General features: G+C 56.3%; 25 protein-coding genes, 1 tRNA gene and 1 other RNA gene. 10 read left to right on the forward strand and 17 right to left on the reverse strand.

From position 1 onward, the window contains the following. Window positions 1-126 precede the first annotated feature (126 nt). From ACKXGA_RS04270 to ACKXGA_RS04300, 7 genes are all read right to left on the reverse strand, one after another. Window positions 127-774, reverse strand: coding sequence for a hypothetical protein (locus ACKXGA_RS04270; protein WP_317332821.1), 648 nt, complete (start codon window positions 772-774; stop codon window positions 127-129). A 1-nt stretch (window position 775) separates the two neighbouring features. Then, window positions 776-1588: a hypothetical protein gene (locus tag ACKXGA_RS04275; protein WP_423730159.1), complete on the reverse strand. Its 813-nt coding sequence runs from the start codon at window positions 1586-1588 to the stop codon at window positions 776-778. A 110-nt stretch (window positions 1589-1698) separates the two neighbouring features. Continuing rightward, entirely contained in the window at window positions 1699-2058 is a 360-nt protein-coding gene (locus ACKXGA_RS04280; RefSeq protein WP_423730160.1) for a hypothetical protein, read from the reverse strand. Beyond that, on the reverse strand, window positions 2055-2354 hold the full coding sequence (locus ACKXGA_RS04285) for a hypothetical protein (RefSeq protein ID WP_423730161.1): 300 nt from the start codon (window positions 2352-2354) through the stop codon (window positions 2055-2057). Before ACKXGA_RS04285 ends, ACKXGA_RS04280 begins: the two co-directional genes overlap by 4 nt. Window positions 2355-2356: 2 nt before the next feature. Then, on the reverse strand, window positions 2357-2623 hold the full coding sequence (locus ACKXGA_RS04290) for a hypothetical protein (RefSeq protein ID WP_423730162.1): 267 nt from the start codon (window positions 2621-2623) through the stop codon (window positions 2357-2359). Window positions 2624-2677: 54 nt separating this feature from the next. Then, window positions 2678-2866, reverse strand: a complete 189-nt coding sequence (locus ACKXGA_RS04295; protein ID WP_154276997.1) for a hypothetical protein — start codon at window positions 2864-2866, stop codon at window positions 2678-2680. Between the two features lie 9 nt (window positions 2867-2875). Further along, window positions 2876-3226 (reverse strand): DUF3846 domain-containing protein, encoded by a 351-nt coding sequence (locus tag ACKXGA_RS04300; RefSeq protein WP_423730163.1) that lies wholly within the window; start codon window positions 3224-3226, stop codon window positions 2876-2878. A gap of 78 nt (window positions 3227-3304) precedes the next feature. Between ACKXGA_RS04300 and ACKXGA_RS04305 the strand changes: the two genes are divergently transcribed. Continuing rightward, on the forward strand, window positions 3305-3754 hold the full coding sequence (locus ACKXGA_RS04305) for a hypothetical protein (protein WP_154276995.1): 450 nt from the start codon (window positions 3305-3307) through the stop codon (window positions 3752-3754). A gap of 199 nt (window positions 3755-3953) precedes the next feature. Here ACKXGA_RS04305 and ACKXGA_RS04310 read toward each other — a convergent pair whose 3' ends face one another. Then, on the reverse strand, window positions 3954-4199 hold the full coding sequence (locus ACKXGA_RS04310) for a transcriptional regulator (protein ID WP_423730164.1): 246 nt from the start codon (window positions 4197-4199) through the stop codon (window positions 3954-3956). A 170-nt stretch (window positions 4200-4369) separates the two neighbouring features. Between ACKXGA_RS04310 and ACKXGA_RS04315 the strand changes: the two genes are divergently transcribed. The 5 genes from ACKXGA_RS04315 to ACKXGA_RS04335 all read left to right on the forward strand — a co-directional run bounded on the left by ACKXGA_RS04315 (window position 4370) and on the right by ACKXGA_RS04335 (window position 8965). Further along, window positions 4370-4741, forward strand: a complete 372-nt coding sequence (locus tag ACKXGA_RS04315; protein WP_317332841.1) for a helix-turn-helix domain-containing protein — start codon at window positions 4370-4372, stop codon at window positions 4739-4741. 14 nt (window positions 4742-4755) lie between these two features. Beyond that, complete coding sequence (locus tag ACKXGA_RS04320) at window positions 4756-5211, forward strand: hypothetical protein (protein ID WP_423730165.1); 456 nt, start codon at window positions 4756-4758, stop codon at window positions 5209-5211. A 208-nt stretch (window positions 5212-5419) separates the two neighbouring features. Further along, on the forward strand, window positions 5420-6073 hold the full coding sequence (locus ACKXGA_RS04325; RefSeq protein ID WP_317332848.1) for a hypothetical protein: 654 nt from the start codon (window positions 5420-5422) through the stop codon (window positions 6071-6073). A gap of 315 nt (window positions 6074-6388) precedes the next feature. Continuing rightward, on the forward strand, window positions 6389-7258 hold the full coding sequence (locus ACKXGA_RS04330; protein ID WP_197041774.1) for an Abi family protein: 870 nt from the start codon (window positions 6389-6391) through the stop codon (window positions 7256-7258). Window positions 7259-7414: 156 nt separating this feature from the next. Beyond that, window positions 7415-8965, forward strand: a complete 1551-nt coding sequence (locus tag ACKXGA_RS04335; RefSeq protein ID WP_423730166.1) for a recombinase family protein — start codon at window positions 7415-7417, stop codon at window positions 8963-8965. Here ACKXGA_RS04335 and ACKXGA_RS04340 read toward each other — a convergent pair. The 4 genes from ACKXGA_RS04340 to ACKXGA_RS04355 form a co-directional block, all read right to left on the reverse strand. Then, a tRNA-Pro gene (locus tag ACKXGA_RS04340) sits at window positions 8928-9005 on the reverse strand. The two genes, ACKXGA_RS04335 and ACKXGA_RS04340, sit on opposite strands and share 38 nt — an antisense overlap. Before the next feature lie 138 nt (window positions 9006-9143). Beyond that, window positions 9144-12026: an excinuclease ABC subunit UvrA gene (gene uvrA / locus ACKXGA_RS04345; protein WP_423730167.1), complete on the reverse strand. Its 2883-nt coding sequence runs from the start codon at window positions 12024-12026 to the stop codon at window positions 9144-9146. Then, a complete protein-coding gene (uvrB, locus tag ACKXGA_RS04350) occupies window positions 12013-14070 on the reverse strand; it encodes an excinuclease ABC subunit UvrB (RefSeq protein ID WP_005930935.1) in 2058 nt (685 codons plus the stop codon). Before uvrB ends, uvrA begins: the two co-directional genes overlap by 14 nt. A gap of 84 nt (window positions 14071-14154) precedes the next feature. Further along, window positions 14155-14880 (reverse strand): JAB domain-containing protein, encoded by a 726-nt coding sequence (locus ACKXGA_RS04355; RefSeq protein WP_423730168.1) that lies wholly within the window; start codon window positions 14878-14880, stop codon window positions 14155-14157. 313 nt (window positions 14881-15193) lie between these two features. Here ACKXGA_RS04355 and ACKXGA_RS04360 point away from each other — a divergent pair, with 313 nt between their 5' ends. Then, on the forward strand, window positions 15194-16225 hold the full coding sequence (locus ACKXGA_RS04360) for an RluA family pseudouridine synthase (protein ID WP_423730169.1): 1032 nt from the start codon (window positions 15194-15196) through the stop codon (window positions 16223-16225). A 217-nt stretch (window positions 16226-16442) separates the two neighbouring features. Here ACKXGA_RS04360 and ACKXGA_RS04365 read toward each other — a convergent pair whose 3' ends face one another. The 4 genes from ACKXGA_RS04365 to ACKXGA_RS04380 form a co-directional block, all read right to left on the reverse strand. Next, window positions 16443-17624 (reverse strand): FprA family A-type flavoprotein, encoded by a 1182-nt coding sequence (locus tag ACKXGA_RS04365; RefSeq protein ID WP_117504750.1) that lies wholly within the window; start codon window positions 17622-17624, stop codon window positions 16443-16445. Window positions 17625-17713: 89 nt separating this feature from the next. Next, the gene (gene rmuC, locus ACKXGA_RS04370) at window positions 17714-19045 is read right to left on the reverse strand and encodes a DNA recombination protein RmuC (protein WP_207685119.1); all 1332 of its coding nucleotides are present in this window, start codon (window positions 19043-19045) and stop codon (window positions 17714-17716) included. Window positions 19046-19048: 3 nt separating this feature from the next. Next, window positions 19049-20530, reverse strand: coding sequence for a transglutaminase-like domain-containing protein (locus tag ACKXGA_RS04375; RefSeq protein WP_423730170.1), 1482 nt, complete (start codon window positions 20528-20530; stop codon window positions 19049-19051). Window positions 20531-20548: 18 nt separating this feature from the next. Further along, window positions 20549-21622 (reverse strand): alpha/beta hydrolase, encoded by a 1074-nt coding sequence (locus tag ACKXGA_RS04380; protein ID WP_423730171.1) that lies wholly within the window; start codon window positions 21620-21622, stop codon window positions 20549-20551. A 325-nt stretch (window positions 21623-21947) separates the two neighbouring features. On the opposite strand from ACKXGA_RS04380, the gene ACKXGA_RS04385 reads away from it, so the two are divergent. The 3 genes from ACKXGA_RS04385 (at window position 21948) to ssrA (ending at window position 23473) form a co-directional block, all read left to right on the forward strand. Continuing rightward, complete coding sequence (locus tag ACKXGA_RS04385) at window positions 21948-22466, forward strand: GNAT family N-acetyltransferase (RefSeq protein ID WP_423730172.1); 519 nt, start codon at window positions 21948-21950, stop codon at window positions 22464-22466. Between the two features lie 113 nt (window positions 22467-22579). Next, a complete protein-coding gene (smpB, locus tag ACKXGA_RS04390) occupies window positions 22580-23062 on the forward strand; it encodes an SsrA-binding protein SmpB (protein ID WP_005930963.1) in 483 nt (160 codons plus the stop codon). A gap of 62 nt (window positions 23063-23124) precedes the next feature. Next, window positions 23125-23473: a transfer-messenger RNA gene (gene ssrA / locus ACKXGA_RS04395) on the forward strand. 65 nt (window positions 23474-23538) lie between these two features. Here ssrA and ACKXGA_RS04400 read toward each other — a convergent pair. Beyond that, on the reverse strand, window positions 23539-24039 hold the full coding sequence (locus ACKXGA_RS04400; protein ID WP_423730173.1) for a methylated-DNA--[protein]-cysteine S-methyltransferase: 501 nt from the start codon (window positions 24037-24039) through the stop codon (window positions 23539-23541).

The raw sequence follows: 24039 nt of genomic DNA on the forward strand, positions 1-24039 counted from the left end.
GGTATACTAGCTCCCCAAAGAGGGACCTTCCCCCTCTTTCTTTATAAAGGTATTATGAAACGTAACGGATACGGTGGCGTGTCAGGTCCATCGTATCCGTTGCTCTTCATAATAAGATTAAGGTGTTTAAGGTGTGGCGGGCTTTCCTTTTTCCGCCCAGTATCCGTAGGTCAGTTCCGGCTTTCCAATTTTCCTGGCCTTCTCGTTGTAGATCATCAGGTCATGCACGTCATAGGCCAGGGCGCTGGGGTCGATCACGCCGCCAATGGGCTTGCGCTTCACCTTTGCTGGCTGATCCGGCAGCTTCATGGGGTGCCGGATCCGTTTCTGGCACAGCTCCATCTCCATCCGCGTAACGCCGCCGGGCTTGTACACGCCGCCCCGCTTGCGGTAGCACTCGTGCACTGTGCCCTCGCTGCCAAACAATCCCTTGTCCTTCAGCTCTGCCGCCGTGCCCTTGCCCAGCAGGGTGCCGTCCGCACCGTAGCAGCTGTACACCCGCACCATCCGGGTCTCGGCCCGCTCGTCCGCGCTCAGGCCCTCTGCCCGGGCCCTCTCCACCCGGTCGTCCTTGGTGCTCTTCCGCTCCATCTTCCACCGGTAGTTCTTCGGGCTGGGGTTCTTGCACTTTTCCAGATTATTCCAAACGCTGCTCAGCTTGTTCACATCGGGAAAATATCCCTGCTCCACCAGCTCCACGCTGGTGCCCTTGGCCACCACCTCGCCGGTGTCCCAGTCCATCAGGGTGTATACCCATCTGCATCCACTCTGCATCTTATCGTCCTCCTTGATCCTTGGCTCCCATATCAGGGGAGCTCTGCAAGGCGCTGGCATAGCCAGACCGCAGCGGTGAGAGGTTGCTTCCGGTAGCCGCTGCCATGGCAGCAGCACATTTCTGCCGAACACTCTCTTCGTTCAGCACATTCAGGCTCTGGCGGCAGGCCTTGCGGCCCGCTGCCATCATCACGGCCCGCTTCAGAAACTCCACTTCCTGCTCCTTGTAGCTTCGGCTCAGGGTCTGCACTGTCTTTTCGTCGTCCACGTTCTCCACCACGATGTCCTCAGTCTGCAAGGCATCGCAGGCGCAGCGCCGCAGCTTTTCCATGGCCACGTCCAGCCCGTCCGTCTTGCCCCACTCATTCAGCTGCTCGTAGTTGTGGCGCATCTCTGCATACAGCCGGTTCAGCCGGTCTGCTCCAAACCCCAGCTCCTGCACACAGGCCAGCGCCATCAACTGCCAGGCCATGGTCGCTGCCCGGTCGCCCACCATTTTCAGCTGCTGCTCCCGCCGGGTGCGGGGTGTCCGCAACGCAGGCACCCGGAATTCCGTCGGCACGCCCTTGGGGATCGCCTCCGCCCGCATCCGCCGGGCCTTCTCCGTCTGGGGCATCCCGTTCTTGTCCGGCTGCATCACCACAGCCAGGCTCTGGCTGCCCAGCAGCTCCTTCCGTCTGGTGATCCGGTCAAGCCGGGTGCGGCCCAGCCCCCACAGCTCATGTAAGGCGATCTGCCCGCACCAGCAGGTCAGCTGCACCACGCTGTCCTGGGTCAGGTCCATCTCCGCCGAAAGGCTCATCTTTGTTTTCATGGTAACTTCTCCGTTCTTCATATTCCCCGCACGCCCGGTTCCGGCCCCCACAACTCAGGCACCGGCTCCGGGTGATCTCAAACACATGTACACACTGGGTGCCGTCCATCTCACGGCTCCCCGGTCTCTGCCATCATGGCGGTCAGGTCGCCCAGCATCCCGCTCACCGTGCGGGAAAGAACGTTGATCGCATCCTCCTGCAGGTCGCCGGGCAGGGCCCTCACCGCAAAGCCCGCGTTCACCATCTCGTCCTTCAACCGGGTGTTGATCCGGCTCACCTCGGCCCAAAGCTTTGCCTCGTCCTGGGTCATCTTCCGCCGCCCGGGCCGCACAACGCCCTTGATCATGGCCGTCAGCTCGTGGAACTCCTCGTCGGTCAGGCTCCTGTCGTTCCCGGCCTCGGCAATGGCCCGCGCCCGATCACTTGGTGTCCCGGTAATCAAAATGTTCTTGTACTCTTCCAGCGTCATTTCTGCTTGGCCTCCATCGCCCGTTTCATCAGCTCTTCCATAAAAGCAGCTTCTTTATCCTCAAAGCGGCCTGTCACCGGGTTACGGCTCAGTGCCAACCGCATTTCCAGTTCAGCGGCCTTTGCAAAGTTCCGAACAATCTCCTCTTTCTGGGTGTTGTTCAGGTCACTGGGCACGCTGCTGACAACAAAACTTACTGCCGACTGCATTATCACCCGTGTAACATCCGCTTCACTCTCACCATCCTCAATGCTCAGACCGCCATCGTTTCCATTTCTGTAAATCGTGATTTTCATCCTTACCCCACCTTTCTGCCGCAGACGGCTTTCTTCACCGTGTTCTCCGGCACCTTGTGGATTTTCTGCGGCTCCTTCCGCTGCTCTGCCACCAGGCCCAGCCCGGCCAGCGCCAGGGCTGCACAGCCCAGCACGATGGCCAGCAGCGTGTAGCCCAGCATTTCCCAGCCGTTGGCCGCGTTCTCAATGGCCCCGCCGCACCCTGCGGCAGCCAGTCCCAGCACAATGGCACCGGCGCTCAGCACGCTGCCCGTGATCTTCTTTTTCATTTGCAAATCCTCCCACTCTGTGTTAAACTTCTGGTGATGGGCAGTCAAAAACCATCACCCTGGTTGGCTCGTCGGTGTTCCCGCACCGGCGGGCCTTTTTGCTTTTCTCGCATCTCTGGCCGCCTTCCATTCCTGAAATGCAGCCTCATTCTCCGGTTTTGAGTAAAAATCCTGTGCGATGTGCAGCAATTCAATAATTTGCCAGTGCTCAAAAGGCAGCTCCTGCTTTTTCCTTCGGCCCATGGCAGCACCTCACAGCCACTCGGCGCAGATGGTCTCCACCACAGGCTTTGCAAAGCCAATCAGCTCATCGCCGCGCTTTGCGGCCACAACTGCCGGGCCCACCAGCTCTGCCGCCGTCATCTCACTGGCGCGCTGGTTCGTCAGGGGGCGCTCCTTCATCAGCCCTTCCTCGTTCACCAGCAGCAGAATGCCGTCCACGTCCTTCTCCCGCGCCCACTCGGCGCTCAGCAAGGCGGGCACCGGCTCGATCGGCCCGCCCACCAGCTTCTGCAGGGTCTCCAGCTTCATGCTGTCACCATCATCACACTTCATGTTGAACGCCCGGTTCTTCGCCGGGATCACGATCATATAACGGTCCATCGTTCGTTGCTCCTTTCATGTGCTCTTGTCCGGTTCTCCCCCTGGTGGTACAATCCAACCAGAAAGGATGTGTTTTACATGACATTCGTTGAAAGACTTACCCTTATTTCCTCACTTGCTGCTCTCGTTTCTGCCCTTGCTGCGCTTTTCACTGCAATTGCTCAGGTGATCATAGCTAAAGCTACAAATTTATCTGCCTACAAGCTGGAATCCGAAAAAATGTTCTTCCATGCTCAGGTAGAAGCCTACGAATCTTTCTTTGAAGCCGCTCAATCCTTTATGAGCCGCTCTCCAGATGCCGACGCTGGCAGGCTTACTGCCTGCTGCGCCCGTGCCATTTTGTTTTCCAGCCGGGATACCTGTGCAAAATTAAGCGGTTTTTCTTCGCAGTTGATGGAATTTCAATCAAATCCGACACCTGAATCACAAAAAGCATTCAATGCTTCTGCCTATGAAGCGTTTGAAGCTATGCGTCAGGAACTATTACAGATGCACCACCCACTCGTAGAGCGTAAGCACCGCACATAAGTAACTCAGCATAATGGAAAAAAGAATGTAGCCCTGAATCTCGCCGCCCAACCATCGCTTCGCAATCCATACTGTCGCTAAATCAATTAGCCATGCAGCAATCACCAGCTGCACACTCACCTCTTCACCCTCCTTTCATCTCTCTGTCCCCGGCTCCCCGCCGGGGCTTTTTCATGCGCTCTTTTTCGGGTCGGTGGGGTCAAGCCGCCGGTCCATTAGAATCTTTTTGAGATACCAATGAAGCAAAAAATATCTCGTTCACTTCCTCGGCGGTCAAACCGTAATGCTCCTGAATGGCTGCAATCTCATTCTGCCGAAACTGCGCTCCACGGTATTCATTGATTTTGGCATTCAACCGTGAGAGGCTCATTTCGAGGAAATCCGCCAGATTTTGTTGCGATTCCCCATGCAACTGCATAACAGCATTGAGTTTTCTCTTATTCACCCTTTTTCACCTCCGTTCATCCATCCCCTTAAATATTGTTCTATATTTAAGTATCTTTTTAGGATACTTAAATATTAGCATGTTGTATGAATCTTGTCAAGATATTTTTTCTTGCTTTTTAGATTATCTGTGTTATTATTAAGATACAACGTATGAAAGGGTGATGTCCTATGACCACCGGCGAACGGATACGCCAGCTTCGCATTGAGCATCAGATGACGCAGGAAGAACTCGGTGCCAAAGTTGGTGTGCAAAAAGCGGCCATCTACAAATACGAAAACGGCCTTGTTGTCAACCTGAAACGTTCTATTCTTGAAAAACTTGCATTGGTATTAGATACCACTCCCACTTATTTAATGGGAATGGAAGATGCCGAACCAGCACAGGCCTCCCTCACCAAGGCCCAGACCTCTTTGCTCTCGGTTTTCGATAAACTGAATGAAGAAGGTCAGGCTAAGGTCATTGAGTATGCAGAGGACTTGCATCGTACAGGATACTATAAAAAACCTGCTGCGGATGGATTGGTTACGAAAGAAGCGTAAGTAAGGGAGGAATTATGGTGGCTGATCCAAAATCACATAAATATCGCTTTTTATTTCTTATCACTATTCTAATGATTGTTTTTCTTCTTGTTGGCTTGTACTTCGGTATCCGTATTGGTGCCGGATATTATGATTTCTATCGTCCTGATTCTCCGTATTATCAAAATGCCGTTTCTCAGATGTCCCATGATAGCTATAATAATGGTTGGGACGATGGATTCGATGATGGCTATGCTCAGAATCAGGAAGCATCATATAACAAAGGCTATAAGGCGGGATACGAAGCTTGCCGGGTGGAAAACGAAAGTATTCGCAATGAATATGATGCTGGCTATTCGGTAGGTTATGATGAAGGCTGGGATCATGGTTATGACGCTGGTTACCCGGACGGCGCAGCAGATAATTATCAAGAAGCCTATGCCGAAGGCTATGAACATGGCTATGATGACTGTTTTGACGCTGTAAACTAAGTTTTCATTGCAGAAAGGATATACCCATTATGATTCACCGTACAACTTGCAATAATTGTGGTTCACTTTTGGAGTATGATAGCACATCTACTCATGAAGGACTTCGGGATCTTGAAGATATTTTATGCCCGGTTTGCGGGAAAAAAGTTGCTACCGTTTTTACAAATCTTATTCCTATCGCAACGTTAGTTAAGGCGGAGGACATTAAATGAAAAGAACACTTATTTCCCTTGCACTAATTGTTCTGCTAATGGTTTCTATCCCTGTTTCTGCATTTGCATCTGCTGAATTTAATCGCAGCATTTTTAATGGGAGAGATGATCTCAGCCTTACTGCAGATGATATGACTGGAATAACCTATGTTCGTTCCTCAGGATGGGCAGATGGTAAAACTATTGTCACATCCTCCGCAAGTGCTGTTATCTTAGTCAGCCCCTTTATCAGTCTAACAGATCCCGCCGATTTTTACGTTTTGGAATTTGATTATCATGGATACCATTGGGCAGACCTCAACTCGATTCTCATTAAAATCGGTGATAACCGCTACATATTCTCTAACTGTAATCATTCCTATTCGCTCGGAAGCGATGGGACCGTCTTTGAAAACATCAGTTTTGATTTGACAAATCAAATGCTTTCTTTCATGGATGATTTGATTCAGCATCAAAATGATGAGATTAAAATAAGGCTCCAGGGAACAACGCAAAGCTTCGACTTTACTCTCACTGATGAAATGAAAAACGAAATTCTCACTTTGTACGATGTTTATGTCAATGGTGGCGGTATACGCAAATCCAACCTTGACGGCATAAGCCTTGTTGAAAAAACAGTTGTTACCAAAAACGGCTATCCGCTCAAATGAACTGTTTTCATTTTGGAATCAGTCCCACAAACAAAAATAACCCCGCCAGTGCGACAACACCAGCAGGGCAAAACAACACCCCCGCCGGGCTGGCCGGTGGGGTATTATGAATAAAGTTTGTATTTCAGATACTTGTCAATAGGTTTTTTAAACTTTTTTTGTGATGTTCGCAACAGTTCACAAAAATTTTGTGTACAACAGGCCTCCAGAGGCGTATAATAATGGCAACGGAACCCGCTAAGCCTCTGGATGCGAAAGCATTCATGCGTATCATGGCGGGTCTTTTTTTATACCTTTATTTCGAGGACAAACAATATGGCAGAACCAAAACCATTTTCTCCGTATGAAGAGCAGCTTTCTATCCTTCGTGGGCGAGGTCTAGCAATTCCAGATGAAGAGCTTGCCTTACAGTGGCTTCGGGAGAAAAATTATTACCGATTAAGTGCGTACTCTTTAACGCTTCGCCAGCGTGACACTGCCACTGGTAATGACAAATTTTTCGATGGAGCATCTTTCTCAGACATTATAGATTTATACGAGTTCGATGATCAGTTTCGAGCTGCCATATTTCATGCTGCATCTGTTGTGGAGACAAATCTTAAATCTTATGTTGCTTATTATCATGCGCGGCAGTACGGTCCTATCGGATATCTCGATGGAAAGAACTTCGAAGATCCCTGGCGACATGCCAAATTCTTGAATGCTCTTTCAAAGTCTCTTAATCTGCGAAAGGATGAACCTTTTGTTCTACATCATCACAACGACCTGAACGGTATTTATCCGTTGTGGGTAGTGGTTGAAGTCCTATCATTCGATCAGATTTCTATGATGTACCGTAATCTCTCAAAATCTGACCGTGCCGCAATCGCGCGAGAATTTTATAGCATCCCTTCCCGCGAATATATTGAGAACTGGATACATTGTTCTGTTGTTGCGCGAAATATTGCTGCACATGGAGCACGATTCTATCACAGAAAGCGCGTAAACCCTCCTGCTAAGCTTCCCAAGGAGATCAACGAATATGGAACAAAGCCTTTTGGATACGTCTATGCGCTTTATCAGCTCTTGCCTCAGAACGAGAGATTCACTTTCGCCAGCTGTATTCAAGTCTGCTTTGCTGAACACCCTTCTGCCAAGCCCTCTGAACTTGGTTTTCCCTCTAACTGGCATGAGCTTATCAAATAATCATCATCTATAAAGAATCCCCGGCAGCTCTGTACGATAGAGCCGCCGGGGCCAGATGGGGAATCTGTCTGTCGGAGAATAATCATAGGATAAGAAAACACGCCTGCTGAGCAATTTCATTGTACCATGATCCTGCTCAGCGCACAAGGAGCAATCATGGCAAGAAAAAAGAAAGTATCTCCCGGGAACCGTCTGGTTGCCTACTACCGTTACAGCGGCGGTTCCCAGCAGACCGAGCAGAGCATCGAGGGCCAGCGCCGGGACTGCGAAGCCTACGCCCGGCAGCATGGCTTGACTATCGTGCATGAATACATTGACCGGCACATTTCGGGCCGTGGTGTTGAATCCAGGCTGGCTTTTCAGCAGATGATCGCAGATAGCAGCAAGCATCTGTTCGATCTCGTGATTTGCTGGAAAACCGACCGCTTCGCCCGCAATCGCTATGATAGCGCGGTCTACAAAAAGAAACTGCGGGATAACGGAGTTCGCATTCTTTATGCAGCCGAAAGCTCTGTGGAAGGGCCCGAGGGCATTATTCTGGAAGGTCTGATGGAATCCCTGGCCGAATACTATTCCGCTGAGCTGGCTCAAAAGATGCGGCGTGGTATGCGGGAATCCGCATTGAAAGGAAGAGCCATCAATCCCAGCCGCCCCCTGGGGCTTACTACGGATGAACACAAGCGATTTATTATCGACGAGAAAAACGCCCCGACCATTCGATTCATCTTTGAGCACTATGCGGCCGGAGAAAGCAGCGCTTCCATCGTGGAGCAGCTGAACGCTGCCGGGCTCCGTACCAGTAAGGGCAACGCCTTTAACAAATGCAGCATTCCTCGTATCATCCAGAATGAAGCCTATCATGGTGTCTATATCTGCAAGGCCTACGATGTCCGCATTGATGGTGCAATTCCCGCCATCATCGACGATGATCTATGGAAGAGGGCTCAGAAAATGCTCACGCTCAATAAACAGCACCGTGCACCACATAGTTCCCATGCTGATTACTTGCTCTCTGGCAAGCTTTTCTGCGGTTGCTGCCACAGTCTGATGCGGGGCATCTCCGGCCACAACTGCCGCAACGATGTTTACTATTACTATGCTTGCGGGAATAAAGCTGATGGCGGTACCTGCAAAAAGAAAAACATCCCAAAAGATGTTGCCGAGAATCTTGTGGTCAATGCCATCTGTGAAAATATCCTTCGTCCAGACACTCTTGAAGATCTGGCCGACGCTATTGCCGCTGCACAGCAGGCAGATGTCAATCAGCCCGATCCAGAGCGTGCAATGTTAGAGCAAAACCTGGCTGATGTGCACCGAAAAATCAACAATATCATTGAATCCATTGAAAACGGTACTGCCAGCTCTCGTCTGTCCGCCCGCCTTGCTGACTTGGAGCAGCAGGAAAGCACCCTCAACTATCAATTAGAATCCCTGAAAGAAGTTCATCCACCCGTTCTGGATCGTGAGCGCATCCTCTTCCTATTGGAGCAGTTCCTTATCTCTCCCAATGAACGTACCGAGGATTATAACCGCAGGATCATTGATACCTTTGTAAATCGCATCGATATCACAGACACGGAAATGCTTATTTATTTTAATCTTTCCGAAGCGTCTGCTTCCGAAAAACAAAAAAATTCCCAGTCGAACAGTTGTTCGACTGGGAATCATCTGGTCCGAGTGGCGAGAATCGAACTCACGGCCTCTTGAACCCCATTCAAGCGCGCTACCAAAACTGCGCTACACCCGGATATCGTCCTCTGCCTCCCTACCGAAGCATTGGCGACAAAAGATATTATACGCATCTTTCCGGGTTTTGTCAACACTTTTCTGCATCTTTTTCTGATTTTTTCAAGAAAAGTATGATTTTCATCGTATGAGCGCCGCTTTACTTTTTTGCTTTTACGCCAGTTTCCGCATCTGCGGTCCGCAGCTGTCTGTCCTTTTCCAGCAGGGGCTTGAGGTACTGGCCGGTAAAGCTGCCGGGCACCTCGGCCACCTGCTCGGGCGTACCCTCGGCAATCACCAGGCCGCCGGCGCTGCCGCCTTCAGGGCCAAGGTCAATGATGTGGTCCGCACACTTGATGAGATCCAGATTATGCTCGATGACAATGACTGTGTTGCCCGCATCCACCAGCTTCTGCAGTACCTCGATCAGGCGATGCACGTCCGCAATGTGCAGGCCTGTGGTGGGCTCATCGAGGATATACACCGTCTTGCCGGTGCTGCGGCGGGCCAGCTCATTGGCCAGCTTCACACGCTGGGCTTCGCCGCCGGACAGGGTGGTGGCACTCTGGCCAAGGGTCACATAGCCAAGGCCCACATCCAGCAGGGTCTGCAGCTTGCGGGCGATCTTGGGCTGGTTTGCAAAGAACACCACCGCCTCCTCCACGGTCATGTTCAGCACGTCGGAGATGGTCTTTTCCTTATACTTTACCTCCAGCGTCTCGCGGTTATAGCGCGCGCCCTTGCATACCTCACAGGGCACATAAACATCCGGCAGAAAGTGCATCTCGATCTGCAGGATGCCATTGCCTTCGCAGGCCTCACAGCGGCCGCCCTTGACATTGAAACTGAACCTTCCCGGGCCGTAGCCGCGCATCTTTGCATCCTGGGTCTCGGCAAAGACGGCGCGGATATCGTTGAACACGCCGGTATAGGTGGCCGGGTTGGAGCGGGGCGTGCGGCCGATGGGCTGCTGGTCGATGCCAATGACCTTATCCACAAACTCCAGACCCTCCACCCCGTCGCACTTGCCCGCACGGCTGCGGGCACCGTTCAGCTCACAGGCCAGCGTCTTGTACAGGATCTCGTTGATCAGGCTGGACTTGCCGGAGCCGGAGATGCCGGTCACACAAACGAACTCGCCCAGCGGGAACCGGACATCAATGTTGCGCAGGTTGTTTTCCCGGGCCCCCCTCACGGTCAGAAAGTTCCCATTGCCTGTGCGGCGGGTCTGGGGCACGGCAATGCGCTTGCGGCCGGAAAGGTAATCGCCGGTGATGCTCCGCTTGGCCTTACAGATATCCTTCACGGAACCCGCCGCCACGATCTCGCCGCCGTGAACGCCCGCGCCGGGGCCCACATCCACGATATAGTCCGCGCTGCGCATGGTATCCTCGTCGTGCTCGACCACGATGACGGTATTGCCGAGATCCCGCAGGTTCTTCAGGGTCGCAATGAGCTTGTCGTTGTCACGCTGGTGCAGGCCAATGCTGGGCTCGTCCAGCACATAGAGCACGCCGGACAGCGCACTGCCGATCTGGGTGGTGAGGCGGATGCGCTGGCTCTCGCCGCCGGACAGGGTGCCAGCCGCGCGGGCCAGGGTCAGGTAGTCCAGACCCACGCTCTGCAAAAACTGCAGGCGGTTCCGGATCTCCTTCATGATCTGACCGCCGATCTGCCTCTGCTTCTCGGTCAGGTTCGGCTCATTTTCGGCAATGAATTTCAGCTCATCCCGGATGGACATTTCGCAGAACTCGCTGATGTTCTTATCCCCAACGGTCACTGCCAGCACCACCGGCTTCAGGCGCTTGCCGTGGCAGTCCGGGCACTCCACGCCGGACATGAAGCTGCCGATCTCTTCCTTCATCCACTCGCTGTTGGTCTCCCGGAAGCGGCGCTCCAGGTTCTCCACGATGCCCTCAAACGTATTATAGTAGACACCGCTGCCGAACTCATTGGTTCGGTGCATCTCGATCTTTTCGCCGTTGGTGCCGTAGAGCAGGGCGTTCACTGCCTCGGTGCTCATATCCTTGATGGGCGTGTCCAGCGTAAAGCCGTATTTTTTACCCAGACCAAGGTAGTACATTTCGCTGACAGAGCCCTCGGCGTAGTACCAGCCGCTGGCCTTGATGGCCCCCTGCCGGATGGACAGGTTCTTATTGGGCAGGATGCGCTCCTCGTCCACCCGCATAAACGTACCAAGGCCCGTGCACTTCTCACAGGCACCCTGGGGGTTGTTGAAGGAGAAGAGCCGGGGCGACAGATCCCCGATGGAGATGCCGTGCTCCGGGCAGGCAAAGTTCTGGCTGAAGGTCATGCACTCCCCACCGATGACATCGATCTCAGCGATGCCTCCGGTCAGAGCCAGCGCAGTTTCCAGCGAATCCGCCAGACGACCCCGGATGCCCTTGCGCATGGCAAGGCGGTCCACCACGATCTCCACTGTGTGCTTGATGTTCTTTTCCAGCGTGATCTCTTCGTCCAGATCATACAGATTGCCGTCGATCCTCACACGGGAGTAGCCGCCCCGCCGGGCGGCATCCAGCTCCTTCTGCTGCGTGCCCTTGCGCTGGCGTACCACAGGAGCCAGCACCTGGAATTTGGTGCCGTCCTCCAGCTTGAGCACGGCATCCACCATCTCATCCACGGTCTGCTGGCTGATGACGCGGCCGCACACCGGGCAGTGGGGCACGCCCACGCGGGCATACAACAGACGCAGGTAATCGTAGATCTCGGTCACGGTGCCCACGGTAGAGCGGGGGTTGTGGCTGGTGGTCTTCTGGTCAATGGAAATAGCCGGCGACAGGCCGGTGATCTCATCCACATCGGGCTTGTCCATCCGACCCAGGAACATCCGGGCGTAGCTGGAAAGGCTCTCCACATAGCGACGCTGGCCATCGGCATAAATGGTATCGAAGGCAAGGCTCGACTTGCCGGAACCGGACAGGCCGGTCATAACAATGAATTTTTCGCGCGGGAGGGTCAGATCAATATTCTTCAGGTTGTGCTCCCGTGCGCCTTTGATGACGATCTTATCGTTTGCCAAGGTACTTTCTCCCTCTTCTCTGTGTCTGTGCATGGTTCTGCCTGCGCTCGGTCTCGGCATCCGAGTCCACGGTGGGGTTCTCGCCCCGGCGCAGGCGGTCGATCTGGTCACGCAGGAAGGCCGCATGCTCAAATTCCAGCAGCTTGGCAGCCTCCTTCATCTCCCGGGTCAGGCGCTCGATGGCAGCTTCCCGCTCCAGTTTGCCCATGCGGCGGGTATTCCGCTTTGCGTTCTCCGCCTTATCGCTGATCTCAATGCTGTCCGCAATGGCCTTGACGATGGTCTTAGGCACGATGCCGTGTTCTTCATTGTAGGCCATCTGGATGGCACGGCGGCGCTCGGTCTCGGTGATGGCGCGTTCCATGCTGTCCGTCACCTCATCGGCGTACATAATGACCAGACCCTCGGCGTTGCGGGCCGCGCGGCCAATGGTCTGGATGAGGCTGGTCTCACTGCGCAGGAAGCCTTCCTTGTCGGCATCCAGGATCGCCACAAGGCTGACCTCGGGCAGATCCAGACCCTCACGCAGAAGGTTGATGCCCACCACCACATCGATAGAGCCCAGGCGCAGATCCTTGATGATCTCCATCCGTTCAAAGGTGTCCACCTCGTGGTGCATATATTTGACCTTGATGCCCTGCTCGGTCAAGAAGTCGGTCAGGTCCTCGGCCATCTTCTTGGTCAGGGTAGTCACAAGAACACGCTCATTCTTCGCCGTGCGGGCGTTGATCTCGCCCAGCAGGTCAGTCACCTGCCCCTCCACAGGCCGCACCGAGATCAGCGGGTCCAGCAGGCCGGTGGGCCGGATGACCTGCTGCGCGATCCGGGTGCTGTTCCGGCGCTCGTACTCGCCCGGCGTGGCCGAGACGAACACCATTTGGTTCAGCTTGCTTTCCACCTCCTCAAACTTGAGGGGGCGGTTGTCAAAGGCCGACGGCAGACGGAAGCCGTACTCCACCAGCGTCTTTTTGCGGGCGTAGTCGCCGCCGTACATAGCGCGCACCTGCGGCAGGGTCACATGGCTCTCATCCACAAAAAGCAGAAAATCCTCCGGGAAATAATCCAGCAGAGTGGTGGGCATACTGCCCGGCGCACGGCCCGACAGCACCGCCGAATAGTTCTCGATGCCCTTGCAGATTCCCACCTCGGTCAGCATCTCGATGTCGTAGTTCGTTCGCTGCTGAATGCGCTGGGCTTCAATGAGCTTGCCCTCTGCGGTAAACTTCTTCACCTGCTCGTCGCACTCGGCGCGGATCTTTTCAATGGCCGCTGCCTTTTTATCGGCGCTGACGATGTAGTGGCTGGCCGGGAAGATGGCCACATGCTTCACCACGTTCTGCCGGGTGCCGGTAACGGGGTTGAACTCCGTGATGCGGTCGATCTCATCCCCGAAGAACTCCACCCGGATGGCAAGGTCGCTCATGTAGGCCAGATAGATATCCACCGTGTCGCCGTGAACGCGGAACTTATTGCGGATAAAATTGATGTCGTTCCGCTCGTATTGCAGGGTGACCAGCTTTTTGCACAGGTCGTCACGCTCCATCTGCATCCCGGGCCGCAGGCTGATGACCATGCTGCGGTAATCGATGGGGTCGCCCAGAGAGTAGATACAGGACACCGATGCCACAATGATGACATCCCGCCGCTCCGAAAGCGCCGCCGTGGCCGAATGGCGCAGGCGGTCGATCTCATCGTTGATGGCGCTGTCCTTTTCAATGTAGGTATCGGTGCTGGGGATGTAGGCTTCGGGCTGGTAGTAATCATAGTAGGAAACAAAATACTCCACCGCATTGTCCGGGAAGAACGAGCGGAACTCGGTGCAGAGCTGGGCCGCCAGCGTCTTATTATGGGCCAGCACCAGCGTGGGGCGATTGCACCGGGCGATCACGTTGGCCATGGTAAAGGTCTTGCCGCTGCCAGTCACACCCAGCAGGGTCTGGCAGCGGTCGCCCCGCTCAACGCCCTCTACCAGCTGCTCAATGGCCTGGGGCTGGTCACCCGTGGGGGCATAGTTGGAGACGAGATGGAACTGTTCATCGGCCATGTCTCGGTTCTCCTTTCTGTTCTCAGATAGAACTACAAATAGTTGTGCTTTTTATGTTGATTATAACACAATTATTTTATAATATCAATACGGCCTGAGCATCTCCCCGGTCTGGAAATCGTAGAACGGCAGGCGGTTGGCCTCCCGCATGGAGAAATATTCGCTCTCGGTCAGGATGATGTGATCCCGCAGATGCACCTTGACCAGCCCCAGCGCCCGGACGATATTCTCGGTGGCCATCAGATCCTCCCGTGAGGGCAGGGCCACGCCGTTGGGGTGGTTATGGCAGAGCACCACACTGTCGGTACCGCCCTTGAGGGCTGCCGCCACCACATCCTTGATCTCCAGACTCACCCGGTCGCTGGTGCCGTCCCGCAGCCAGAACAGCCCCTTGATGCGGCTGCGGCCATCCAGCGCAGTCAGCAGGGCGCGTTCCTGCACAGTCCCGGCAAACTGTGCCATCAGGTATTCGACCAGCTGGTCGGTGGTCGTCATGCATTTTTTTCCGTTGACCGCACACTGGGTATAGTATCTGCCGACCTGCGGCAAAAGATGCAGCATCCGGGCGGTGGAGGGGCCTACGCCCTCCACCGTCAGCAGATCCTCCTCGGAGGCATCCAGCACCCCGGCAAAGTCTCCGAACCGGTCCATGAGGACATGGGCAAGGCCGTTGGTGTCCTTGCGGGTGTTGGTGATGTAAAGGACATATTCCAGCGCTTCGTGGGGTTCCAGACTTTCCAGTCCGTACTGCTCTACCCGGGCGCGCATCCGCTGGCGGTGCCCCTTATGCTGGCTGCTTTCCTTCGCCATGGTCGTTCTCCTTTTGCGTTATTACCTTAATAGTACCGTTTTTTCAGCAAAACACAAGGGGGCACAGGAAATATTCTGCGTTGACTTCAAAGAAAGGGTGGTTTATTATAGAGAAAAGGCTTTTTATGAATCAATATGCCCTCTCAGTCAAAGCCTACGGCTTTGCCAGCTCTCCCAAAGGGAGAGCCCCTTGTGGCTCTCGGTCAGCATGTACTGAACCCGGGAGATGCATTGCCTCTCCCTTTGGGAGAGGTGGATTTGCGAAGCAAAGACGGAGAGGGCTTGTCTTTCATCCAACAAAAGGAACGATCTTATGAAACAATTTACTGCCACCGCAAACGACGAGGGCGTGCGGCTTTCCCGCTTTGTCCAGAGCGTGACGCGCGATCTCCCCACCAGCCTGCTGTACAAGAGCTTCCGCAACAAGCGGGTCAAGGTCAACGGCAAAAAGGGCGCACCCGAGGATCGGCTCAAGGCGGGCGACCTCATTGAGCTGTACATCAACGATGAATTCTTCCCGCCCGAGGGCGCAAAGCCTGCGGCCCGCAAGCCCGCCCCCAAAAAGCAGCAGAACCAGCCCAAGGTGACCGTCATCTATGAGGACGAGAACATTGCCGTGCTGTACAAGCCCACCCACCTGCTCTGCCACAGCGATCGCACCGGCGATGCCAACCTTGTGGACGCATTCACCCAGTATCTGGCCCAGAAGGGCGAGTACGATGCGGGCGGCGAGAATCGCTTCAAGCCCGGCATCTGCAACCGGCTGGACCGTGGCACCGAGGGCCTTGTCATCGCTGCCAAGAGCTACGCCGCCCTGCGGGACATGAACGAGATCATCCGCACCGATCTGCTCAAAAAGGAATACTATACCATCACCGTGGGCATCCCCCAGAGTGGGCGATTCACGGCCTGGTGGGAGCACGACGAGAAGAACAACAAGGTCAGCATCCACGCCCACCAATCTCAGGATGAGCGCCGCAAGCAGATCATCACCGATGTGGACGTGCTGCGCACCGCCGGGCCCTTTGCGCTGTGCAAGATCGGCCTGGTCACGGGCCGCACCCACCAGATCCGCGCGCATCTGGCCTATCTGGGCAAGCCGGTGCTGGGAGATATCAAATACGGCAACCGCAAGATGAACGAGCGCACCGGCACCCGGACGCAGGCTCTCTGCGCCGTCCGCATCAGCTTCCTGGATATCCCGGAGGAGAACACCCTGCACTACCTCACCGGCAAGGTCATCAAGCTGAAGGACCCCCAGATCGTCAAACAGTTCGACGCACTGGATAAGAATAAAGAAGGAGCAACATCATGGCAGACCTGCGGGACGAGGACGGTACCCTGATCGGCTACTACGAGAAGCATGATTCCCGAAAAGCTGAAACTATGAAGCAGTACGATTTGTTCTGACAAAGAAAGGCGAACTCCACACAAAAAAGACTTTGCCGCCTACCCCCCGTGCGAAGATGCTACTCTGCTATACCTCCCGCATAGACAAAACGAACGCCTGCCGGGCTTTTCTCACACGGCAGGCGTTCGTTCGTTTTTATGGGGTCGATTCGTTACTTTGCCAGCAGCTCATCAGCCAGCACATCCATCTGTGCCTCAGCGGCAGCATTGGCGGCAGAGCGGATGGTCACAACGGCATCACAGACGGTGATGTTCTTCATGCCGTCCAGCTCGGCACGCATCAGCTTTGCAGCCATGGGGGCCCAGGTGCCGTTCTCCATCAGGCCAACGGTGCGGCCCTGGAAGTTCTTGGTCTTGAGGTGTGCCAGCAGATTCTCCATCGGCGGGAAGAGGAAGCCATCGTAGGTGGCACAGGCCAGCACGATCCGGCCACAGCGGAAGGCCTCAGTGACGGCATAGGAGACATCGGTGCGGGTCAGATCCATCTCCACCACCTTGGCACCCTTGGCGCGCAGCTTCTCAGCCATGGTGTGGGCGGCGGCTTTGGTGTGGCCGTGGATGGAAGCGCTGGCCACCAGGATCTTCTCCGGCTCCTCAGCCTTGTAGCTGGACCACAGGTCATAGTAGTTCAGGTACTTGCTCAGATCGCCGGTCAGCACGGGGCCGTGCAGGGGGCAGATGGTGGCGATATCCAGCGCGGCGGCCTTTTTCAGCAGAGCCTGCACCTGCGGGCCGTACTTGCCCACGATGTTCAGGTAGTAGCGGCGGGCCTCGCTGGCCCAGTCGGCGTTTTCGTCAAACCTGGCCACTGCACCAAACCGGCCAAAGCCGTCTGCAGAGAAGAGCACCTTTTCACTGCTCTCATAGCTCACCATGACCTCAGGCCAATGCACCATGGGGGCAAGCACAAAGGTCAGGGTGTGGGTGCCCAGGCTCAGGCTCTCGCCGTCCTTCACCACCACGCGGCGCTCCTTGGCAACGGCATCCGCCCCAAAGAACTGATCCATATACAGGAAAGTTTTGGCGTTGCCCACCACCTGCATTTCCGGGTAGAGGGCGGCCAGTCTGGCGATGTTGGCACCGTGGTCAGGCTCCATGTGGCTGACCACCAGATAATCCGGCTTGCGTCCGGCCAGTGCCTCGGTCAGGTTGGCAAGCCAGGGCTCCGTGGCACGGTTGTCCACCGTATCCAGAATGGCGGTCTTTTCGTCCAGAATGACATAGGAATTGTAGCTCACGCCGGTGGGCACCGGGTACTGGCTCTCGAACAGGTCAATGGTGGTATCGTCCACACCCACGCCCAGAATGGCTTCGCTGATCTTTTTCACGCTCATAACAGACATCCTCTCTATCCATATTGCTGTGCCGGAAAAGTGGCAGCATAATACTAATAGCGGTTCCTAGTATAGCACATTGTTAAAGATTATTCAAGCTCCTCCGGCAGTCTTGCTGCCACCGGCCGGCCGGGCTCGTTGTCCAGCTCCAGCAGGGCTGCTGCGCTGGCATCATCCAGGCTCTGGACACTGCGGAGCTTGCGGCTGATGGCCCGGCTGCGGACACCAATGAGGTTGTCCAGCTCTTCATCGGTCTGGCGCAGACGCTGCTGCATCTTGGAGAGCCCCTGCCCGAACTTGTCGAACTCCGTCTTAACGGCACCCAGCAGCTGCCAGACCTCGCCGGAGCGCTTCTGGATGGCAAGGGTCTTGAAGCCCATCTGCAGGCTGTTGAGCAGAGCCGCCATGGTGCTGGGGCCTGCAATGTTCACCTGATAATCCCGCTGCAGCACCTCCAGCAGACCGGCGTTCACCACCTCGGCGTACAACCCTTCAAAAGGCAGGAAGAGGATGCCAAAGGTCGTGGTGTAGGGCGGCTCCACATACTTTTCCCGGATATCCTTTGCCTCGCTCCGCAGCACCAGCTCCAGCGCATGGCGGGCATTCTCCACCGCCTGCGCATCGCCGGAGGCCTGGGCATCCTGCAAGTGCGCATAGGTGTCGCCGGGGAATTTGGAGTCGATGGGCAGCCAGACCGTGCCGCCGTCCGCGCCCGGCATCTTGATGGCATATTCCACCCGCTGGGTGCTGCCCGGAATGGTGGCCACATTGGTCTCGTACTGCTCCGGAGCCAGGATCTCTTCCAGAATGGCCCCCAGCTGGATCTCGCCCAGAATGCCGCGAGTCTTAACGCCCGAGAGCACCTGCTTCAGCCCGCCCACATCGGCGGCAAGGTTCTGCATCTCGCCCAGCCCCTTGTACACCTGTTCCAGCTGGTCATTCACAGCCTTGAAGCTCTCGGTCACCCGCTTCTGCAGGGCATCCTGCAGTTGCTCGTCCACAGTGTGGCGGATCTCATCCAGCTTTTTGGCGTTCTCGGCCTGCAGGGCGGTCATGTTTTCCGCAAGGGTCTTGCGCAGCTCTTCCAGCTTCTGGGTGTTGGCGGCCTCCAGACTCTGGAGCCGCTGGGTCAGGATCTGCTGCTGGCCGCTCTGGCCCTGTGCCAGCGTGGTGCTCATGCTCTGCACTGAGGTCTGCAGCGTCTCACTGACACTGCGGATGGCGGTGTAATTCTGCTCCGCCATTGCCGCCTGTCTGGCTGCAAAGTCTTTTGCCTGTGCATCGAGCTGCTGCTGCATCCAGCGCTTGAGCTCCTCGTAGTCTCCCCCGTTCCGGGGCTTGTTCAGTTTCCAGAGCACCACTGCCAGCAGCAGGCAGATGATGACCAGCAGCAGGGTGTACAATCCAGCTAAAAATTCCATTGATTATAAGTCCTCGAAATCGACCAATTCTTTCCGGGTATCCAGCGCATCGCCATAAAGGCCCACGCCGTCCACCTCGCACTCGCCCGACTGGTTATCATAGGGGTCGGAGCGGAACCCGCACATCGGCGGGTCAAAGGGTGCTTCAAAGGCGCGGTTTGCCACCATGCGCCCGGTGTCCAGGCTGCCGAAGTAGTGGCGGCGCAGCTCTTCCTCGCCCTGCCGTGCCATGGAGGCACCAAACGAGCAGTCGGCATACATCCAGCCCTTGGGGGCAATGTAGAACATGGCCCAGTCGTGGCAGCCCACACCGGTGGGCGACACCGACAGGCCGCTCTGCCAGCGGGCCGGAATGCCCACCAGACGGCAGAGGGTGATGAAGGTCAGGGCCATAATGCCGCAGTCACCGCGCCGGTTCCGTGCGCAGCGGTCGGGCAGGCAGTCCTGCACAAAGTAGGCGGGCTGATAGTGATACCGCACGTTCAGGGTAACGTAATCATAGATGCGCTTTGCCTTTTCCGCCGGGTCAGTGATCCCTTCGGTCAGCTGTGCGGCCAGCGCCCGCAGATAGGGCGTGAACACGATATGCGGGGCCTGCTCCTCCGTATCAAAGGTCGGCTGTTCCGGCGCGGGCACAAAGTCCAGCGGGTCAGCATAGACTGCCGTTGTCTTGTAACGGTACTGCACCCCGAAGCGGCGGTTTTCGGTCAGGTCAGCCTCCCAGCAGACGGTGCGCTGGGGAGCGTTTGCATCGGCGATGCGGCCCGGCTGCTCGGTAAAGCTCTGCAGCTCGATCTCGCTCTGGGCCAGGCATTCCGCCGGGATGGGCAGCCAGGCGCGGACGTGCACGCTCTCCCGGCCCTCTGCCTTTGCCTTGGCCAGAGCAGCGGCAAAGGCCTCATCCGACATCCCAACGCTGGTCTTCAGCGTGATGCGGGCACTGGCCTGCCCTTCCCGCTCCATCTGGTCATGGATGCGGCGGCGGCGCTCCCGTGCCAGCGTAGCCGGAGCGGGCGGGTCAATCTGACGGGCGGCAAGGTCGGCGTGGGTGGCGATCAGCGTCTCGGCAAAGCGGTCAAGGTAGTGCTTCTCCCCTTCCACAAACCGCCAGTCCACCCGGCCCTCATGCACCAGCTGGCGGAACTCCTCCACCGTGAAATCCCGCACAAGGCCCTGCATCCGGGCCACGGCCTGTGCCTCGTTCCAGCAGTATTCCTGCGGCAGGCGGCGCATGATCTCCTTCTGCACCAGCAGGGCATCCCGCAGCGCGTCCACGCCGTGGGGCACCGGGTTGGCGGGCTGCTCGTACTCCGGCATTTCCAACCCCTGACTGCGGGGGCTGTTCTGGATCTCCGTCCAGTCCTCGGCCAGATATTCATCGATCCGTGCCACGGCTTCTTTGTAATAGCCTGCGGCCTTCAGCCGCTCCACATCATCGGGCAGACCGACGTTCAGATGCACAAATGCTTCGTTCAGATCTTTCATCCTGTTTCATCCTTTCTCTCAGGCGCACTGCTCTTCCCAGAAAGCAGTGGCTTCCACCAGCCAGTTCTCGGCATCTGTTCCGGTGCCGATGCCGCAGACGTGAGGCGCATTGTTGAACACCCGGTAAACATGCTTGACGTGATTGGCCTGCAGGGCAGCTTCCAGCTGCGGTCCCTGCCGCCAATAGACCAGCTCCTTCAGCAGCGTGTCGTTCACACCGTGCCAGTGGTAGGTGGCGGGGTAGTCCGGCGTGATCTCATCCGAAAGATTCCGGGTATAGTATTTGGGGCCGTATGCGCCGATATCCTGAATGACATGGTAGATGGGCTTGATATAGGTCATATCGTTGATGGGGTAGCCCAGCAGCAGGGCAGCGGGCTTGGGCACATTGTAATGCTTATACCCCACCGATTCCGTGCCGAACAGACCCGTCAGGTGGCCGCCCATGGAATATCCCACGATGGCGTACTGCTCCGGCTGGATGCCAAACTCCGCAGCGTGTTCCTCAATGTACTGCATGGCCCGGCCGATGTCCTCCAGCGGAGCGTCATCGGAAGCATCCGTCCAGACGCGATACCGCAGAATAAAGGCGGCATAGCCCAGCTCATGCAGCTGCCAGGCCGTGCAGGCCCCCTCCTCCAGCTCGGCGCTCTCATTGGCACCGCTGCCAGCCAGGATCAGCGCAAACCTGGCATTTTCGGTCTTGGCCGGGAAATAGAACAGGCCGGTGTTGTTTTTGGTGCGGTCTGCCGCCTTTTCCGCATCCGTGTAGAACGAGTGGGTGACCTTAACGCCATTGTTGTAGTTCTCAATGACCAGATTCAGCCCCTTGGCGCAGCCTTCGGCCACATACTCGTTGGTGTAGCCCTCCACAGTGGTCATCTCCCACAGGGCCTGACCCGGCGGGCAGTCCTTATCCTGCGAGTAGGTGTAGAAGCCGGAGTTCTTGATGCCCGGGTTGCTGCGCACTTCCTTCATGGTGGTCTGAGCCGTGATGTTGGGCTCTCCCTTTTCCATCACGGCACCGGCGGGCAGGGCCAGCAGTGCCAACAGACACAGCACCATCGCAACGATTCGTTTTGCCTGTTTCATGTTCCGTTCCTTCCCCCGGCACCGCCCTGATTGCATTTTCCCGTACAGAGGACTATAATATGAGGCTGCACAGGCGACACCGGTTGGTTTTTGTTCTATTGTATCACACCCACCGGTATTGTCAAAACAAATCTGTCCGCAAAATCCATGCGTTGTGATCTCCACGCTTCCGGGGGGCCGGGTATTCAGATTCCGGACACTCTGCCCGGCCTGAGGTGAACAGGTTTCCATTGTGATTTGCGGCAGATTCTGCTATACTGAAAAAAGATATTGCACACGCAATGAGGGGAAACCGGAGCATTGCGGCTCCGGTCAGGATAGGAATATGAGTGAGATCACAGTCCGGCCCATGATGCCGGAGGATTGGACTGCCGTGTCCAAAATATATCTGGAGGGCATTGCCACCGAGCACGCCACTTTCCAGACCAACTGCCCGCCCTACACTGCCTGGGACGCATCCCATACCCGGGAATGCCGCCTGGTGGTGCTGGACGATGGGGTCGTAGCCGGCTGGGCAGCCCTGCATCGGGTAGACCCCCGCTGGTGCTACCGCGGCGTGGCCGAGGTGAGCATCTATGTCGGGGAGAAATTCCGGGGCAAGGGACTGGGCTTTCACCTGCTCACAGCGCTCTGCCGTGAGGCCGAACAGGCCGGGTACTGGACGCTGCAGTCCACGGTGCTGCAGGACAACGCCCCCTCCCGGGGCCTGCACCTGAAATGCGGCTTCCGCGTGGTGGGCCGCCGGGAGCGCATTGCCCGGGACTGCCACGGCCGCTGGCTGGACACCTACCTGATGGAGCGGCGGTGTACAGCGGACGAACCGTCGGGCTATAAAAAGCTGTAAGGCGCTTTTTGCGGGAAAGATTTACAGTTTCTTCAAAAAGTGACCTTGAAAATCCACAAAAATATGATATACTAACGTAACGATACCAAAGCGAGAGAAAGGAGGCGCGCGGAATGGCACCGACCAAAGAGCGTCCGGCAACCAAGACGATTGCCACAAACCGGGAAGCGCGCCACGAGTATTTCGTTCTGGAAGCGCTGGAGACCGGCGTTGAGCTGAAAGGCACCGAGGTCAAGAGCCTGCGTGCCGGCGGCGTGAACCTGAAAGACAGCTGGGTCGATATTGAGGACGGCGAGCTGCTGGTCAAGGGAATGCACATCACTCCCTACGACCACGGCAACATCTTCAATCAGGACCCCATGCGGGTGCGGCGGCTGCTAGCCCACAAGAACGAGATCCGGCGGCTGCACCAGCAGTGCAAGCTGCAGGGCTACACCCTTGTGCCGCTTTCGCTCTACTTCAAGCATGGCCGCGTCAAAATGGAGCTGGGCCTGTGCAAGGGCAAAAAGCTCTATGATAAGCGCGCAGATGCCGCCAAGCGCGATGCCAAGCGCTCCATCGACCGGGCCGTTAAATCCAACGGCGTTTACTATTGATTTCAGGCAGCATTCCTGCCCGGAAACTTCAAAGCTCACCCACACCGCAAGGTGTGTTTTATGGGGGCGTAAAGGTTTCGACGGGGGGAGCGAGGCCTGGGCAGCGGGTAGCAGTGGGGGACCTGCTCTAAACTCCTCCAAAAAATTAACTGACAACAATAATTATCAGTTGCTCGCAGCCTGAGTGCTGCGCGTTCCGCCCACTCTTGTGTCGTGTGGGGCCGGGGCGTCCTTTAGACACAGCACCTGAACGGACCTAAGCTTTGCGGACCGGCAGGAACTCATGAAGCTACCAATGCGTTAGCCTGGCGACCGGCGTGACGCGGAGGGAATGTTGTTGATCGCCTGCACCCGGAGACACCTACGCTGAACTCTTTTCGGACATGGGTTCGACTCCCATCGCCTCCACCACACAAGAAAAATCCGAACCTCTTCCCATCGGGAAAAGGTTCGGATTTTTTCGTTTGCCGTATTTCTTACCGCGTCATTTTCATTTCCAGTCTCAGCAGCGCGGCTTTTTTATCGATGCCGCCTGCATATCCGGTCAGGCTGCCGTTTGTTCCGACAACGCGGTGGCAGGGAATGATGATAGAGATCACATTGTGTCCGACAGCCCCGCCCACAGCCTGCGCAGACATCCGGGAAAGGCCGCGCTCTGCAGCCAGCTGCCTTGCCAGTGCACCATAGGTCGTGGTCTGGCCGTAGGGGATGCGGCGCAGCAGCGCCCACACCTCCTGCTGAAAGGCAGAGCCAGCGGGATGGAGCGGCGGGGTAAAGTCCGGCTCCTGCCCGCCGAAATAAACATCCAGCCAGCGTCTGGCCTCGGAGAGCACAGCGGTCTCCTGCTCCTGATGCACCGCATCCAGGGTGCGGGCAAAGTATTTCTGCCCTTCGAACCAGAGGCCGGTCAGGCCGGTGTCATCAGCGGCCAGCAGGATGCCGCCCAGAGGAGACTCATAGTGCTGTGTATAGATCAC

The organism is Faecalibacterium hominis (ex Afrizal et al. 2022) (assembly GCF_049545105.1).
In the GTDB taxonomy this organism is placed as follows: domain Bacteria; phylum Bacillota; class Clostridia; order Oscillospirales; family Ruminococcaceae; genus Faecalibacterium; species Faecalibacterium duncaniae.